Below are 15,847 nucleotides of genomic sequence, written 5' to 3' on the forward strand. Positions count from 1 at the left end.
CCGGATGGCCGGCGGCCGGGCGTTCAGTCCGCTGCCGGCCATTTGCGCATGTAGCCCTGTCCATCCACTCCAGCCAAGTCAGATCCATGTTCCGCAAACGAACCCAGACCGGCACGTCTCAGAAGGATTTTCCCTATTGGCTGCTGGCGGCCGGCGGGATCGCCGTCTTCATGCTTTTCCAGATCGCCACCGACGACATTTATTCGCAGGTCATGGCGACCGTTTCCCGCGGGATCGGCCTGACCGTTTTCGTGACGCTGACCGCCTTTTTTCTGGCCTCCGTTCTGGGTCTGCTGCTTGCCCTCGCCTCGCTGTCCGGATCGGTCGTCCTTCGGCAGGCCGCCCGGTTCTATGTCGAGATCGTCCGCGGGCTGCCGGTCCTGGTGCTGCTTCTCTATATTGCCTTCGTCGCAACGCCGCTGATCGTCGCCGGCGTCAACGCCGTGATCGAACCGCTCGGCATCGACGCAATGCGCAGCCGTGATTTCCCCTTGCTCTGGCGCGCCATCGTTGCGCTGATGATCGGCTATTCTGCCTTTATCGCGGAAGTTTTCCGGGCCGGCATTCAGGCGGTCGACAGCGGCCAGATCGAGGCAGCCAAGGCGCTTGGCATGAACCGCTGGCAGCGGTTCCGGCTGATCATCTTTCCCCAGGCGCTCAAGACGATCCTGCCGCCGCTCGGCAACGACTTCGTCGCCATGATCAAGGACAGCTCTCTCGTCTCCGTTCTGGGCGTTGCCGATATCACCCAGCTCGGCAAGGTCTATGCGGCCGGCTCGTTCCGCTATTTCGAAACCTATAATGTCGTCGCGTTGATCTACCTGATGATGACGATCACTCTGTCTCTCGCCCTGCGCAGATTTGAGCGGACAAGAGAGGTGCCCCGGCGCTAACCTGACACCCTTGGACGACCTCCCGCGAAGGCAGAAACTGCGGAAGAGTAGCGGCGTGGGTTGCAGATGGAGACCCTGAATGCGTTCCTTTGAAGAGATCGAAGCACTGGCCGCGCGGAAAAAGGGCGGAACGGATGCGCTGGCCGCGCTGCTGGCCCAGCATAATTCGCCGAAGCCCACCGAAGAGCTCGAGGCGACCGGTGACGACCGCTGGCTCGCCATGTTCACGAAATGCGTATTCCAGGCCGGTTTCAGCTGGAAGGTCATCGATCAGAAATGGCCGGGATTTGAAGAGGTCTTCGAAGGGTTCGACGTCGCCCGCCTCGCCTTTCTGCCGGACGAGGATTTCGAGGCGTTCCTGAACGACAAGCGCATCGTCCGCAATGCGATGAAGATCAAGTCCGTCCAGGCCAACGCGATCTTTCTGAAGGACCTTGCCGCCGAACACGGCAGCGCGGCGAAATTCTTCGCACGCCATCCCGCAACCGATCAGATCGGGCTGATGGACGTGCTGAAACGGCGGGGCAGCCGGCTCGGCGGCAATACCGGGCAGATCGCCCTGCGCTTCATGGGCAAGGAGAGTTTTATCCTGTCCGGCGACGTGGTTAACGCCCTGATCCGCGATAACGTCATCGACGGCACCAGCATGTCGAAAAAAATCTGCGGGCAATCCAGGCTGCATTTAACGATTGGAAAGCAACTACAGGTCGTCCCCTCAACGAAATCAGCAGAATTCTGGCCTTTTCGGTCGGCACAAGTCATTAACTTCTCATTCAGCTTTTACGATGGTAAACAAAGCATTGATTCATAGAGAATTTTTGTTTTCATCGCTTAACTGCTGATTTACCAAAACCGGTAACCATGACACTCGAAATTGCGTGAGGTAATGCGTCGCAATGAGTGTAGTGCGTACCGGGGTGTCCTTAGCGGCACCCCACACAACCGAAAATACGGAAGCGTCTGCTTCCTGGCTGAACACGATCCTGAAGGGCGACTGCGTGGCCGCCCTTGAGAAACTGCCGTCCCGTTCGGTCGACCTGGTCTTTGCGGATCCGCCCTATAATCTTCAGCTGGGCGGAGACCTGCACCGGCCTGATCAGTCGAAGGTGGATGCCTGCGACGATCACTGGGACCAGTTCGAGAGTTTCGAGGCCTATGACGGCTTTACCCGGGCCTGGCTCCTGGCCGTGCGCCGGGTGATGAAGCCGGACGGCTCGCTTTATGTCATCGGCTCCTATCACAATATCTTCCGCGTTGGCGCGATCCTGCAGGATCTCGGCTTCTGGATCATGAACGATATTGTCTGGCTGAAATCCAATCCGATGCCGAATTTCCGCGGCAAACGGTTCACCAATGCCCACGAGACGATGATCTGGGCGGTGAAATCCAAGGATGCCAAGCCGACTTTCAATTACGACGCGCTGAAGACCTTCAACGAGGATCTGCAGATGCGTTCAGACTGGCATCTGCCGATCTGCACGGGTACCGAGCGGCTGAAGGACAAGGCCGGCCTGAAGGTGCACCCGACCCAGAAGCCGGAATCCCTGCTCTACCGGGTCCTGACCGCTTCCTCCAGGCCGGGCGACGTGGTGCTCGACCCGTTCTTCGGCACGGGCACGACCGGAGCGGTGGCCAGGAAGCTCGGCCGGCACTATGTCGGCGTGGAACGCGAGCAGGACTATATCGATGCCGCCACCGCCCGTATCGCGGCGATCGAACCGGGCGATGCGGCATCCCTTGAAATGCAGCAGAGCAAACGCTCCCAGAAGCGCATTCCCTTCGGGTCGCTTCTGGAAAGCGGTCTTCTGCAGCCGGGAACGGAACTGACCTGCCCGAAGGGCCGGCATCTGGCCATCGTCCGCGCGGACGGCTCGCTGAAATCCGGCGACCATACCGGCTCAATCCACAAGGTGGGCGCGCTGGTCCAGGGCCAGGAAGCCTGCAACGGCTGGACCTTCTGGCACATCCAGGACGGCCGCAAGAAAGCGCCGATCGACGAGTTGCGCAAGGAAATCAGATCGCGCCTGCAGGCATAAGCAGGTTTTAAAGCAGAAGCGACCTTCGCGATCCCCGCGATAGATCCACTTCAGCCCCGTCTCCCAGAAAAGGAGGCGGGGTTTTTTCTTGGGTGTCCGGCTACTTGCCCAGGTTTCAGATTGCCGCCAGATCCGGCATTCACTCCATTCCACGGGCCCTAAGTCGCGGTGATCTCTCCGGACGCCTCAACGGCAACGGTCATCAACTCTGTTGGGCAATCCCAGGACCAACATTGCCGGTCTGACGCGCCAGCAGCAAGATCGGGAGCCTAGATCCGCGCCTTCGCAGGGATGACAACTGACGCATTAAAATTCCTCTGTACTCTCCCCGACTTGATTGCGGCCCCTCAAACCGCTCTCATGGATACGCTCACGGCAAGGGCTGTAGACCTTAAGACAGGTTGAAGTCCTTGGCCGGTAAGGCCATCTTGGGCGAACGACAAGAAGAGATCGGGAGGAGCTCATCTCCTGTCGGCGCCCCAAGCAGACGCGGCGTCAACCGGAGATGTCATATCGCGAAAATGCAGGATCATATCCAAACAGTCTTGCGGACCGTACAGTCGGGATCGGCGCCTGCCCATTCCCGCATCGCCGCGTCCTGGCGGCGGTCGCTCGACAAGCACGGGCTTGATCCGGGCGCCCACAGTGCCCCGCACCGTGTCGATGAAACCCAGCTTCGCCAGCGCCGCGAGGAAATCGGCTCGTTTCTGCAGATCGCCGCGCCCAAGCTGGACCAGCTTTTCGGCCTTGTCGGCCAGTCCGGCTGCACCGTCATCCTGACCGATGCCGACGGCGTCGTTCTGGATCAGCGCTGCACGGCCGCCGATGACGGCGTTTTTCAGGAATGGGGGCTTTGCCAGGGCGCCGACTGGAGCGAAGCGGCCGTGGGCACCAACGGCATCGGCACCTGTCTTGCCGAGGAGCGCACCGTCATCATCCACGGACGGGAACATTTCCTGGCACGCAATTCCAACATGAGCTGCATGGATGCGCCGATCTATGGCCCCGACGGCAGGATCGCCGGCGCCCTGGACGTCTCGTCCGCGCGCTCCGACCAGACCGAGGCTTTCAACCGGCTGATCGCGGCCATGGTGGCTCAAACGGCAAGGCAGATCGAGGTCGACACGTTCCGCGCCGCGTTTCCCAATGCCCGGATCGTCTACGCGGACTCGGGCGGCACGGAACCTGCGGTGCTGCTTGCCGTCGATGCCGACGACATCGTGGTCGGCGCAACACGGGCCGCACGCAAGGCCTTCGATCTCGGCCCGACCGGCGCGATCAAGCCTCTTCCGGCCGCGGACCTGCTGGGCAGGGACGACGGACACAGCGGCTTTGAAAAAGCCGAAAGGACTGCGGTGATCCGCGCCCTGACCCGGGCCGGAGGCAATGTCTCCGAAGCCGCCCGGGCGCTTGGTGTCGGGCGTGCAACGCTCTACCGCCGGATGAAGCGCCTGGGGATCGGCGAAAACCCCACCTGAAGTGTCTCACAACTGAGACAGGTTCGCCCTGGAACCGTTCGCCCCCGTCTGGTTCGCACGCGCTCCATTCTGCACATTCCTCCCATCCCCTGGTGGAGGACCAGGACAAGTGGAGGAACCATCATGAATGAAATGCCCAGTTTCGCGAAAGAGACCGCTTCGCCCTTCAAGAGCCGCTATGACAACTTCATCGGCGGGAAATTCGTGCCGCCGGTGAACGGCCGCTATTTCAACAACATCACGCCGATCTCCGGCAAGACCGTCTGCGAGGTCGCCCGTTCGGACGCCGCCGATGTGGAACTGGCCCTGGATGCCGCCCACGCCGCCAGGGAGGCCTGGGGCCGGACGGCAGCGGCCGAGCGTGCCAACATCCTGCTCAAGATCGCCGACGTCATGGAAGACAACCTTGATCTGCTGGCACAGGCGGAGACATGGGACAACGGCAAGCCGATCCGCGAAACCACCGCGGCCGACATACCGCTGTCCATCGACCACTTCCGCTATTTCGCCGGCGTGCTCCGCGGCCAGGAAGGCACGATGTCCGAAATCGATGCCGACACGGTTGCCTACCACTTCCATGAGCCGCTCGGCGTGGTCGGCCAGATCATTCCCTGGAACTTCTCGGTGCTGATGGCCGCCTGGAAGCTCGCTCCGGCGCTGGCCGCCGGCAACTGCGTCATCCTGAAACCGGCCGAGCAGACGCCGGCCGCGATCCTCGTGCTGGCCGAACTGATCGGCGACCTGCTGCCCGCGGGCGTTCTGAACATCGTCAACGGCTATGGCGCCGAGGTCGGTGCACCGCTTGCCAAATCACCGCGCATTGCCAAGATCGCCTTTACCGGCTCCACGCAGACCGGCCGCATGATCATGCAGTACGCGACGGAAAACCTGATCCCGGTGACGCTGGAACTGGGCGGCAAATCCCCGAACATCTTCTTCTCCGACGTCATGCGGGAAGACGACGCGTTCCTGGACAAGGCCATCGAAGGCTTCGTGCTGTTCGCCTTCAACCAGGGCGAAGTCTGCACCTGCCCGAGCCGTGCGCTGATCCAGGAAGACATCTACGAGGCCTTCATCGAGCGGGCGATCGCCCGGGTCAAGGCCATCAAGCAGGGCGACCCGCGCTTGCCAGACACAATGGTCGGCGCCCAGGCCAGCCGCGAGCAGCAGGACAAGATCCTGTCCTATCTTTCCATCGGGGTGGAAGAAGGCGCCCAGGTACTGTGCGGCGGAGCGGAAGCAAGGCTTGAGGGCGAACTCTCGGGCGGCTTCTACATCCAGCCGACCATCCTGAAAGGCCACAACAAGATGCGGGTGTTCCAGGAGGAAATCTTCGGCCCTGTCGTCTCCGTCACCACCTTCAAGGATGAAGCGGAAGCGCTCGCGATCGCCAACGACACCATGTACGGCCTCGGCGCCGGCGTCTGGACCCGCGACGCCAACCGCTGCTACCGCTTCGGCCGCGCCATCGAGGCCGGACGCGTGTGGGTGAACAACTACCACGCCTACCCGGCCCATGCGGCCTTCGGCGGCTACAAGCAGTCGGGCATCGGCCGCGAAACCCACAAGATGATGCTCGATCACTATCAGCAGACCAAGAACATGCTGGTCAGCTACAACCCGAACAAGCTGGGTTTCTTCTAGAAACCGGGAATTCCACCGAATGCAGACAAGAGGGGCGGCCTGAATTCAGGCTGCCCCTTTTCGTTGTATCCGAGTGCGTCGCGCAACGCTCGGGGTTCGCCTACTCGGCCGCCTCGGAATCGAGCTCATGAGCGCGCATCAGCTTCAGCTTGTGCCCTACCTGAACAATCGCCTCAAGTGCGGGGATCAGTTCCTGGCCGAGTTCGGTCAGTTCATATTCGACGGAAGGTGGGGATGTCGGGCGGACGTGACGCGAAAGGACGCCGCGCTCTTCCAGTTCCGACAGGCGCGCGGACAGGACCTTGGAGGAAACCGGCGGAATGTCGGCCTTGAGTTCACTGAAGCGGCGTCGCCCGGCCCGCAGGCTCCAGATTACGTTGGGCGCCCAGGCTCCGGCGATCACCTGCATGCATTCCGTCAGCATGCAAGGCTCGGGCGGCTTGGGGCTCAGGTTCCTGCGCATCTTGAGCGGCATCTTGAGGTCTCGCTTGTGAAATCAGGTTACTCGCCGGTAACTCGATAATGAGGTTACCGTTAGTTACCTACTTGTCAATGGTGACTATTAGAAACACCTTCCTGCCATCGACACCAACGATGGAGCCAACCGATGAAACTCTTCTACAAACCCGGCGCCTGTTCCATGGCGGCGCACATTCTGCTGAATGAAACCGGTACGTCCTTTCAACTGGAGAAGGTGGATACCGGAGCCGGGATCACCGAAACGGGTGCGCAATACTCCCTTACCAATCCGCGCGGCTACGTCCCGGCCCTGCAACTTCAAACCGGCGAAGTGCTGACGGAAAACGTCGCGATCCTCTCCTGGCTGGCGGAGCGGAATCCTGATCTTGCCGGTCCGGAAGATGGCGGCCTCGCGCGCTTCCGGCAGCTGGAAATCCTCAGCTTCCTTACCGCGGAGTTGCACAAGGCGTTCGGCCCGTACTTCTCCGGCGTGGACGCCTCAGAGGCGGAAAAAGCCGACAATCTCCGCAAACTCAAGACCAGGATCAGCCAGTTCGACGCGCTTCTGGCGAAAGGCGGCGACTATCTCCTCGGGAGTGCCTTTACCGTCGCGGATGCCTACGCGTTCGTTATCCTGAACTGGACGGGTTTCATAGGCGTTTCGCTGGCCGACTGGCCGCGCACCGAGGTCTATGTCGCCCGTATCAGGGCCCGGCCATCCGCCCAAAAGGCCCTCGCGGCGGAGGGACTGGCGGCATGAGCGACGCTCTGAATGCACTCCAAGGCGTCCTCTCGGACTATTTCGACGCGCTTCATCATTGCGACACCGCCCTTCTGCAGGAAGTGTTTCACCCAAGGGCTGTTTATGCGACGGCCGACGAGACGCCGCCGCTGCACCGGACGATGGAGGATTACGTGCCGGTTGTCGCTGCCCGCCAGTCGCCGGCCTCGCGCGGCGAACAACGCAAAGACGCGATCGATGAAATCCAGCTTGCCGGCGAGAACACCGCCTTTGCCAGGGTCCGCTGCAGCATCGGCGACAAGGATTTCGTCGACTTCCTGACTTTCGTGCGCGAAGACGGCCGCTGGCAGATCATGTCGAAGGTTTTTCACATCAAACCCAGCCGGAGCGCATGAGCATGCCCTACGTCAACATCCAAGTGACCCGCGAGGGCGTCACGCCGGCCCAAAAGGCCCGTCTCATCAAGGGGGCGACCGACTTGCTGGCCGACGTGCTCGGCAAGAACCCATCGACCACCTTTGTGGTCATCGAGGAGGTCGAGTTTGAGAACTGGGGCATCGGCGGACTGCCGGTGCAGGAATACCGGGCACGGCCAGGATCGGAATAGAGCCGGGCGACGGAGGGAGCCGTAAAGATGCCCGGCTCCATCCGTCGCACGTCCAATCGGAGGTTGCACCGGATCCATTTCAGTGATCTGTCTGGCACAAAATATTCACGCACGACAGGGCGGTGTCATGTCTCGCATTCTCTACCGGGCCATATTGGGTGAGGAATTTGACCGGCTGCCGCCGCAGATCCGCGATATGCACCGCTTCGCCGCACGTGCCAAGGGCACGGCCGGCGTCTCTCAGGGCCGATCCTGGGCGGCACGATTGATCTGCCGCCTGACCAGACTGCCGCGGCCCGCGAGCAACGTTCCCGTTGAAACGAGTTTCGAACCACTTGAAACCGGCGAACGGTGGACGCGGCGTTTCGACGGCCAACCGTTTCAGACCGACATGTTGCCCGGCACGCGCGAGAGCTTTCCCTGCATGCTGGAACGGCTCGGGCCGTTTCTCTTCAAGATGCGGGTAACGGCAACCGCAGAGGGGATCGACCTCACGCCGGAACAGGTCCTCCTGGGCCCGCTCAGGATACCGCCGGCGCTCGCGCCCAGGCCATTGGGGCGCGAGCGTGTGGTTGATGGCCACTATCATTTTTCCGTCGAGGTGCGCTTCCCGCTCATCGGGAAGGTATTCGGATATCAAGGCACGCTTCAGCCGAGCGAGTTCGTCGCGGAGGCTGAGCCCGCCGCGGATCCATCCTCACTCGAAGCCCACCAGCGCCTTGCGCCTGCGGCCGACTGAAACCGACAGCCTGTCATTGGCCTGAAGATCGCCGATCGCGATGCGCCGTCGGACATCCTCGACGATGTGATTGTTGAGACGCACGCCGCCGCCTTCCACAAGCCGCCTTGCCTCGCCGTTGGAGGTGGCAAAGCCGACAGCCACCACAAGTTCCAGCAGCCCCAGACCGTCCGCCAGGATCTTCAACGGCAATGTGTGTGTCGGCTCCAGGATGTCGCTGTCTCCGGCAAAGAGCGCATCGCCCTGCTGCAGCGCCGCGCGTGCTTCTTCCGGCCCGTGGACGATCGACGTCACCTGGGTCGCCAGGATCTTCTTGGCCTCGTTCAGTTCCGCTCCTTCCAGGGCGGCGAGCCGTTCGATCTCGCTCATGGGGATTTCCGTGAAGAGCCGCAGGAACCTTGCGACATCCGCGTCCGCCGTATTGCGCCAGAACTGCCAGAAGCCGAAAGGCGACAAGTGTTCGGGATGCAGCCAGACAGCACCGGCCGCCGTCTTGCCCATCTTCGCACCGCTTGCGGTGGTGATCAGCGGCACGGTGAGACCGTGGAGCTTGCGCCCGTCCCGGCGGCCGAGTTCCACGCCATTGACGATGTTGCCCCACTGGTCGGAGCCGCCGACCTGCAGAACGCAGTCGTGGCGCTTGGCGAGTTCCAGGAAATCCACCGCCTGCAGCATCATGTAGCAGAATTCCAGCACCGTCAGCGGCAGCTGCGCCTCCAGGCGCGACTTGACGCTGTCGAAGGTCATCATGCGGTTCACGGTGAACTGGGAGCCGTAGTCACGCAGGAATTCCAGGAAGCGGAATTCGTTCAGCCATTCCGCATTGTCGACCAGCAGCGCGCCCTCCGGCCCGTCCATATCGACAAGGCGCTCCACCGAACGCCGGATGGTGGCGATATTGGCGGCAATCTGCCGCTCTTCAAGCATCGGCCGGGCATCCTTGCGGAAGCTCGGATCGCCGATCCGGCTGGTTCCGCCGCCAAGCACGATGATCGGCCGATGGCCGAGTTTCTGCAGCCAGCGCATGGTCATCAGCGGCATCAGATGGCCGACATGCAGACTTGCCGCCGTGGCATCGAACCCGGCATAGGCGGTGAGCGGACCGTCGGACAGGGTCTTGTCGAGCGCTTCGATATCCGTGCACTGGTGCACGAGCCCGCGCTCCAGAAGCACGGCAAGCGCCTCGGATCTGAGTTTAGACGCCGGCTTCCCGGCTTCGATCATGTGTCTGGTCATTTTCGCTTTCCTGGTTTTCCCGCCAGGAAGCCCGGGTTCCTCAGAAACCAAAAAGCCGCCTGACGCGGCGGCTTTTGAGGGTTCTATGAGGTTGACAAGATCCTACGCAGCCGCCGGTATATCGGTGACGTAATAAAAATACACGAAGGATGCGCTCGTCTTGGTCATGCCATTTTTAATGCGCGACGGCCCGGCGGAAGTCAAGCTTCTTGTTCATCTTCGTGTCGACGCAATTTCCGGTGAGGCCGGAGGACATGACATGAACCAGAGATTCTTGCTCTCATCGGCGAAGGCAAGTGAGACCCGGAGAGGCAAGTGGCAACACATCACCTCTTGAGGTCATCCCCGATCGAGTCGGGGATGACCGCCGGGGGAAGGATCTGGGATCCATTCGCTGAACAGTGCCCTCAGAACGCTGAGTTACCTTCCTTTTCTCAATTGCCCGCAGCGAACGGCTGAAAGATCAAATCAGGACAGACCAAGGTCGTGTTCGCCGCGGTCGAGGATCAGCGGTACGATCAGGTCTTCCTCGTCGTCCAGGTGCCGCATCAGGCCGGTGACCAGCGTGCTGCTGGTTGCCGCATAGTCGTCGGACGCGCGGCGAATCTTGTCCCGGTTGCCTTCGCGCAACCGGCCGAGCAGCTTGTTGGCGCTGCCGATGACGGTCTCGATGCGGTGATGGATCAGCTCGTGGTCGTTTTCCAGAAGTTCAAAGCCAGCCACGAGACGCTTCTCCGCCGCCATGAAAACAGGAAAATAGTGTTCGTCCTCAATCATGTGATGGTGGTGCAGCTCGGAGAGAAACTGCTGCAGGCGCGGTGCGAAGGTTCCGCCGAACTGCTTCACCGGCATCTTCCCCTCGCGGAATTTGACCAGCAGATCATCAAGGCTGCGCCCAAGCTGGCGGAAACCGTTGTGACGCGCCAGCCAGAACTCCGTCAGCGGGCCGAGGTTGCGGCTGGAGGCCCACCGCTCACGAGGATATTCCTTCAGAAGATACAGCCATTCTTCCGGCAGGCCGTCTCTTTTATCGAGGTGGTTCGAATTGGTCATGGCTTGCCTGTGTCGGGTCCGCGTTGTGTCTTCGGTCTATATACGCATTCCTCCGTTACAGTTCCGAAAACAGTGCGTTCACCAATATCGAACAGGGGTCCTTCGAACTTCAAGGCTGTCGATCAGGGCAGCAACTTGGTCAGGATCTTCCAGAGGGCTTCCGCATCCTCCGCGTCCAGACGGGTGGCGAATTCCGTTTCGATGGCCTGGCGGTACACCGGCCACATGGATTTCAGCAGCGACTCTCCCTCCGGAAGCAGGCGGACGACCACGCCCCTGCGGTCGTCCGGCGCCTTCAGTTTCTCCACGTAGCCGGCCGCGGCCAGCCGGTCGATCAGGCGGGAGACGTTGTACTGGGCAAGCAGCGTGCGCTTCTCGATATCCACCGGGCGCAGGGTCCGGTTCTCCGCGCGGCGCAGTTCCAGCAGCACGTCATACCAGCCGAGCGGCGGAAAGCCTTCGGCCTTCAGCCTCGCCTCCACCCGCGACAGCACGGCACCGCTGGCGCGCTGCAGCCGAGCCCAGGCGTCGACCATTGTCGGGTCCGATGGTTCGCAGGACTTTTCGCTCATATTCGAGGCATAGGATCTTTATGCAGTTGCATCAATATTGAATTTATATGCAAATGCATATATTTTTAATGCAGATGCATGTAAACGGAGATCCTCATGTCCTTACCTCTCACCCTGATCAGTCACACGCTCTGCCCTTACGTGCAGCGCGCCGCGATCGTTCTCGACGAAAAGAACGTTCCCTTCGAGCGGATCCATGTCGACCTCGGCAACAAGCCGGACTGGTTCCGCGCCGCCTCGCCTCTCGGCAAGGTGCCGCTGTTGAAGGTCGGCGAAGACAGGTATCTGTTCGAGTCGGCTCCGATCGTGGAATACCTGGACGAAACCCAGCCGGGAAAGCTGCATCCTCAGGATCCCACTGAGCGGGCCAAGCACCGGGCCTATGTCGAATTCGCCTCGCAGATCCTGAACGGCATCGGCGCGCTCTACAACGCCAGGGACAATACCGGCTTTCAGGCCGCCACCGAGGCGCTGCGCACGAAGTTCAGCCATCTGGAGGAGCATGTCGACATGGACGGGCCCTTCTTCGCCGGGGCTTCGTTCTCCCTCGTCGATGCGGCCTTCGGTCCGGTTTTCCGCTATTTCGACGTCTTAGAGGGGTTTACGGATCTCGGGGTTTTCGACGGGCTGGACCGTGTCCGGCGCTGGCGGCAACAGCTTTCGCAGCGCCCGTCCGTCATCGGGGCCGTAACTGAGGACTATCCGGGCCTGTTGCGGGAGTTTCTGCGCAGGCGGGAGAGCTGGATGTCTCACCTGCTCGACCTTGCCGAGCGCGGGGAGAGGATTGTGGCGATGCAGTAGAAGCAATTCTGCATATGTCCGGGAGCAGGATCAGTGGCAAATCACATGCTACGTCATCCCTGCTTATCGGAGCGCCGGGCTTGCGTTATGTGGTGACTTCTGGGTTCAGGCACCGAGACACCCCGGCCCAGCGCAGAGCCGGGGCCTACTCGCTAGTCCGCTTGCCGCAGCGTGTAACGACGCTGCAGGCGGACCTCCTGCTTCAATTTGTAAGCGCTCTGGAAATGAGTAGGCCCCGGGCCTCACTGTCGTTCGCCCGAGGTGACTCGGAGAGGAGGCTGGACGTAGCGGAGCGGAGATCCGGGATCGGAGGACCGAGGTCTGTCGAACACAACGCGAGGGCTCGTGGCTCTCCGATCCCGGCTCGCGCTACGCTTGGCCGGGAGGACGATGGAAAGAGAGTGCTTTTACCGGCAAACCCCGAAAGTCGTGTCCAACTTTCGGGGGGTCGTTCAAGCCGAGATTTTCTTCTCGATCGTTGGTCGCCGGTCCGACTATTCCGCCGCGGCCGGGGTCACCTCGGCCGGTTCGGGCTCGGTCCATTTCAGGACCGGCTTGCGGGCGGCGGTGGTTTCGTCGAGGCGGCGGCGCGGGGCGAGATAGGGGGCGCCGGAGAAGCGTTCCGTTTCGCCGCGCTTGGCGCTCATGACCAGATCGCGCATCGTGGCGACGAAAAGATCGAGCGAAGCCCGGCTTTCGGACTCCGTCGGCTCGATCAGCATCGCGCCGTGAACGACCAGCGGGAAATACATGGTCATCGGGTGGTAGCCCTCGTCGATCATCGCCTTGGCGAAATCGAGTGTGGTGACGCCGGTGTCCTTCAGGAAGCTGTCGTCGAACAGCACCTCGTGCATGCAGGGACGCTTGCCGAAAGGCAGGCTCATCAGGTCCTGCAGGCCGACGCGGATATAGTTGGCATTCAGCACCGCGTCTTCCGAGGCCTGTTTCAGCCCGTCCGAGCCGTGGCTCATCATGTAGGAGAGCGCGCGCACATACATGCCCATCTGGCCGTGGAAGGCGGTCATACGGCCGAAGGGCTTTTCATCCTTCGTCGTGGCGGCTTCCGTCTCGACCAGTTCCAGACCCTTCTGCCTCTTGCGGATGAAGGGCAGCGGCGCGAAGGGCGCGAGGCGCTCCGACAGGACCACCGGGCCGGAGCCCGGACCGCCGCCGCCATGCGGCGTCGAAAAGGTCTTGTGCAGGTTGATGTGCATGGCATCGACGCCGAGATCGCCGGGACGGGCCTTGCCGACAATGGCGTTGAAGTTGGCGCCGTCGCAGTAGAAATAGGCGTCCACCGAATGGATCAGATCGGCGATCTGCTTCACGTCCCGCTCGAACAGCCCGCAGGTGTTCGGGTTGGTGAGCATGATGCCGGCGATGTTGCCGCTGTGCTCTGCAATGGTGGTCTTCAGGGCGCCGAGATCGACCGTGCCGTCGTCCTTGGCATCGATGGAGACGACCTTGTAGCCGAGCAGCGCGGCGGTGGCCGGGTTGGTGCCGTGAGCGCTTTCGGGAACCAGCACGATCTTCGGATCGCGGCCGGCCGCCGTATGGGCCGCCTTGATCGCCATCATGCCGCACAGTTCGCCATGGGCGCCCGCTTTCGGACTCATGGCAACGGCTGACATGTCGGTGGAGACCATCAGCCAGTGCGCCAGTTCGTCGATCAGCTCCAGGGCACCTGGAACGGAAGAGACCGGCTGCAGCGGATGAATGTCGCCGAAGCCCGGCAGGCGGGCCATCTTCTCGTTCAGCCGCGGATTGTGCTTCATGGTGCACGAGCCGAGCGGATAGAGACCGCTGTCGATCGCATAGTTGTTGCGCGACAGGCGCACGTAGTGGCGCATGGCTTCCGGTTCGGCAAGGCCCGGCAGACCGATTTCGGACCGGCGCTGATGGCTGCCGAGCTCGAATTCGGCACCTTCGTCTTCATCGAGATCGACGCCGGTGGTTTCCAGCGAGCCGAATTCGAAGATCAGCGGCTCTTCCATGTCGAGCCCGCGGTTGCCGGTGAAGGTCTTGGGGTGGAAGGCTCCGTCGGATTCGCCCGGTTTGGTGGGACGGCCCTGGGTGTTCATGCTCATGCCAGCACCTCCTTCAGTGCGTCCGCAAAGGCGGCGCGGTCTTCGTCCGTGTTGACTTCGGTCGAGGCTACGACCAGCAGATTGGCCAGGTCCTTGTTGCCCGGTTCCAGGCGCGAGACCGGCAGGCCGGCGAGAATACCGCGCTGGCTGAGCTGCTCGACCACATCCTCCGCCACTTTCGGCAGGGCGATGGTGAATTCGTTGAAATAGGCCTTGTTCAGGACTTCCACGCCCGGAACGTCCGCGAGGCGTTTCTTCAGCTTCACCGCATTGGCGTGGTTGATGCGGGCGAGCTTGGTCAGACCCGCCTGCCCCAGAAGCGACATGTGGATGGTGAACGCCAGGCAGCAGAGGCCGGAATTGGTGCAGATGTTGGACGTCGCCTTGTCGCGGCGGATATGCTGCTCGCGGGTCGACAGCGTCAGCACGAAGCCGCGCTTGCCTTCCGCGTCGACGGTCTCGCCGCAGAGCCGGCCCGGCATCTGGCGGACATATTTCTGACGCGTGGCAAACAGGCCCACGTAAGGGCCGCCGAAGTTGAGGCCGTTGCCGATGGACTGGCCTTCGCCGACGACGATGTCCGCGCCTTGCGTTCCCGGCGGCTCGATGAGGCCGAGCGATACCACCTCGGTGAAGACAGCAATCAGCAGCGCATTGTGCTCGTGGGCCTTTTCGGCAATCGGCTTCAGGTCGATCAGCTGGCCGTAGAAGGACGGCGACTGGACCACGACGCAGGAGGTCTCGTCATCGATCTGGGCAAGAATGTCCTCGGTGCCCGTCGGGTCGGCCGGCAGGCTGACGACCTTGTCGCCGGCCATGTTGGAGAGACCCTCGACGACTTCCCGGTATTGCGGATGGAGCCCGCCGGAAAGCACCGCCTTGTTGCGCTTGGTCACCCGGTGCGCCATCAGCACCGCCTCGCCGGTGCCGGTGGAGCCGTCATACATGGAGGCGTTGGCGACATCCATGGCGGTGAGACGGGCGACCTGGGTCTGGAACTCGAACAGGTATTGCAGCGTGCCCTGCGTGATTTCCGGCTGGTAAGGCGTATAGGAGGTCAGAAACTCGGACCGCTGGATCAGATGATCGACCGTAGCCGGAACGTGGTGCTTGTAGGCACCGGCACCGACGAAGAACGGCACGGAGCCCGCAGAGGTGTTCTTCGCGGCCATGTGCGAGAGCTTGCGCTCCACTTCCAGTTCGCTGGCACGTTTCGGTAGGTCCAAAAGGCGCTCCAGGCGGACATTCTCGGGAATGTCCGCGAAGAGCTCGTCAATCGATTTGACGCCGATCCGCGCAAGCATGTCGCTGCGGTCGGTATCGTTCAAAGGCAGGTAGCGCATATGGGCTGCTCCCAAGGTTAGGTTTGTTCCCGCGAACGGCGTGCCGATTGCCCGGCAGTCGTCCCGGCCGGGCGCAGTGCCGAGCCGGGACCCACTCGTTCGCGGAGCGGTTAATCGTTTCCAAGAGCCAGTGGCCGTTTCCAGAGTCTCGGTGCCA

Annotated in this window: 16 protein-coding genes; 10 read left to right on the forward strand and 6 right to left on the reverse strand. The window is 61.9% G+C overall.

Going from position 1 to position 15,847, the window contains the following annotated elements; all coding sequences use genetic code 11:
- Positions 1 to 86: 86 nt before the first annotated feature.
- The 5 genes from ON753_RS15665 to adh all read left to right on the forward strand — a co-directional run bounded on the left by ON753_RS15665 (position 87) and on the right by adh (position 6,051).
- Positions 87 to 893 (forward strand): amino acid ABC transporter permease, encoded by an 807-nt coding sequence (locus ON753_RS15665; protein WP_265963552.1) that lies wholly within the window; start codon positions 87 to 89, stop codon positions 891 to 893.
- A gap of 79 nt (positions 894 to 972) precedes the next feature.
- A complete protein-coding gene (locus ON753_RS15670; protein WP_265963553.1) occupies positions 973 to 1,704 on the forward strand; it encodes a DNA-3-methyladenine glycosylase I in 732 nt (243 codons plus the stop codon).
- 85 nt (positions 1,705 to 1,789) lie between these two features.
- The gene (locus tag ON753_RS15675) at positions 1,790 to 2,929 is read left to right on the forward strand and encodes a site-specific DNA-methyltransferase (protein ID WP_265963554.1); all 1,140 of its coding nucleotides are present in this window, start codon (positions 1,790 to 1,792) and stop codon (positions 2,927 to 2,929) included.
- Positions 2,930 to 3,474: 545 nt separating this feature from the next.
- Positions 3,475 to 4,407: a GAF domain-containing protein gene (locus ON753_RS15680; protein WP_265963555.1), complete on the forward strand. Its 933-nt coding sequence runs from the start codon at positions 3,475 to 3,477 to the stop codon at positions 4,405 to 4,407.
- A gap of 123 nt (positions 4,408 to 4,530) precedes the next feature.
- Positions 4,531 to 6,051, forward strand: a complete 1,521-nt coding sequence (gene adh / locus ON753_RS15685; RefSeq protein ID WP_265963556.1) for an aldehyde dehydrogenase — start codon at positions 4,531 to 4,533, stop codon at positions 6,049 to 6,051.
- 100 nt (positions 6,052 to 6,151) lie between these two features.
- Here the strand turns inward: adh and ON753_RS15690 are convergent, their stop codons facing one another.
- On the reverse strand, positions 6,152 to 6,526 hold the full coding sequence (locus ON753_RS15690; RefSeq protein WP_265963557.1) for a winged helix-turn-helix transcriptional regulator: 375 nt from the start codon (positions 6,524 to 6,526) through the stop codon (positions 6,152 to 6,154).
- Positions 6,527 to 6,658: 132 nt separating this feature from the next.
- Here ON753_RS15690 and ON753_RS15695 point away from each other — a divergent pair, with 132 nt between their 5' ends.
- The 4 genes from ON753_RS15695 to ON753_RS15710 all read left to right on the forward strand — a co-directional run bounded on the left by ON753_RS15695 (position 6,659) and on the right by ON753_RS15710 (position 8,598).
- Positions 6,659 to 7,270, forward strand: coding sequence for a glutathione binding-like protein (locus tag ON753_RS15695; protein ID WP_265963558.1), 612 nt, complete (start codon positions 6,659 to 6,661; stop codon positions 7,268 to 7,270).
- A complete protein-coding gene (locus tag ON753_RS15700) occupies positions 7,267 to 7,647 on the forward strand; it encodes a nuclear transport factor 2 family protein (RefSeq protein ID WP_265963559.1) in 381 nt (126 codons plus the stop codon). Before ON753_RS15695 ends, ON753_RS15700 begins: the two co-directional genes overlap by 4 nt.
- Before the next feature lie 2 nt (positions 7,648 to 7,649).
- Complete coding sequence (locus tag ON753_RS15705) at positions 7,650 to 7,859, forward strand: tautomerase family protein (protein ID WP_265967173.1); 210 nt, start codon at positions 7,650 to 7,652, stop codon at positions 7,857 to 7,859.
- Positions 7,860 to 7,986: 127 nt separating this feature from the next.
- Positions 7,987 to 8,598 carry a DUF4166 domain-containing protein gene (locus ON753_RS15710; protein WP_265963560.1) on the forward strand — a complete coding sequence of 204 codons (612 nt, stop codon included), beginning with the start codon at positions 7,987 to 7,989 and terminating at the stop codon, positions 8,596 to 8,598.
- Here the strand turns inward: ON753_RS15710 and tyrS are convergent.
- The 3 genes from tyrS to ON753_RS15725 form a co-directional block, all read right to left on the reverse strand.
- A complete protein-coding gene (gene tyrS, locus ON753_RS15715; RefSeq protein WP_265963561.1) occupies positions 8,557 to 9,834 on the reverse strand; it encodes a tyrosine--tRNA ligase in 1,278 nt (425 codons plus the stop codon). The genes ON753_RS15710 and tyrS overlap by 42 nt on opposite strands.
- 468 nt (positions 9,835 to 10,302) lie before the next feature.
- Positions 10,303 to 10,887: a hemerythrin domain-containing protein gene (locus tag ON753_RS15720; RefSeq protein ID WP_265963562.1), complete on the reverse strand. Its 585-nt coding sequence runs from the start codon at positions 10,885 to 10,887 to the stop codon at positions 10,303 to 10,305.
- Positions 10,888 to 11,009: 122 nt separating this feature from the next.
- Positions 11,010 to 11,423: a MarR family winged helix-turn-helix transcriptional regulator gene (locus ON753_RS15725; protein ID WP_265963563.1), complete on the reverse strand. Its 414-nt coding sequence runs from the start codon at positions 11,421 to 11,423 to the stop codon at positions 11,010 to 11,012.
- Between the two features lie 132 nt (positions 11,424 to 11,555).
- Here ON753_RS15725 and ON753_RS15730 point away from each other — a divergent pair, with 132 nt between their 5' ends.
- A complete protein-coding gene (locus ON753_RS15730; protein ID WP_265963564.1) occupies positions 11,556 to 12,260 on the forward strand; it encodes a glutathione S-transferase family protein in 705 nt (234 codons plus the stop codon).
- A 494-nt stretch (positions 12,261 to 12,754) separates the two neighbouring features.
- Here the strand turns inward: ON753_RS15730 and gcvPB are convergent, their stop codons facing one another.
- Entirely contained in the window at positions 12,755 to 14,347 is a 1,593-nt protein-coding gene (gcvPB, locus tag ON753_RS15735; protein WP_265963565.1) for an aminomethyl-transferring glycine dehydrogenase subunit GcvPB, read from the reverse strand.
- The gene (gene gcvPA / locus ON753_RS15740; protein WP_265963566.1) at positions 14,344 to 15,690 is read right to left on the reverse strand and encodes an aminomethyl-transferring glycine dehydrogenase subunit GcvPA; all 1,347 of its coding nucleotides are present in this window, start codon (positions 15,688 to 15,690) and stop codon (positions 14,344 to 14,346) included. Before gcvPA ends, gcvPB begins: the two co-directional genes overlap by 4 nt.
- Positions 15,691 to 15,847: the final 157 nt, after the last annotated feature.

This window comes from Roseibium salinum, from assembly GCF_026240905.1.
In the GTDB taxonomy this organism is placed as follows: domain Bacteria; phylum Pseudomonadota; class Alphaproteobacteria; order Rhizobiales; family Stappiaceae; genus Roseibium; species Roseibium salinum.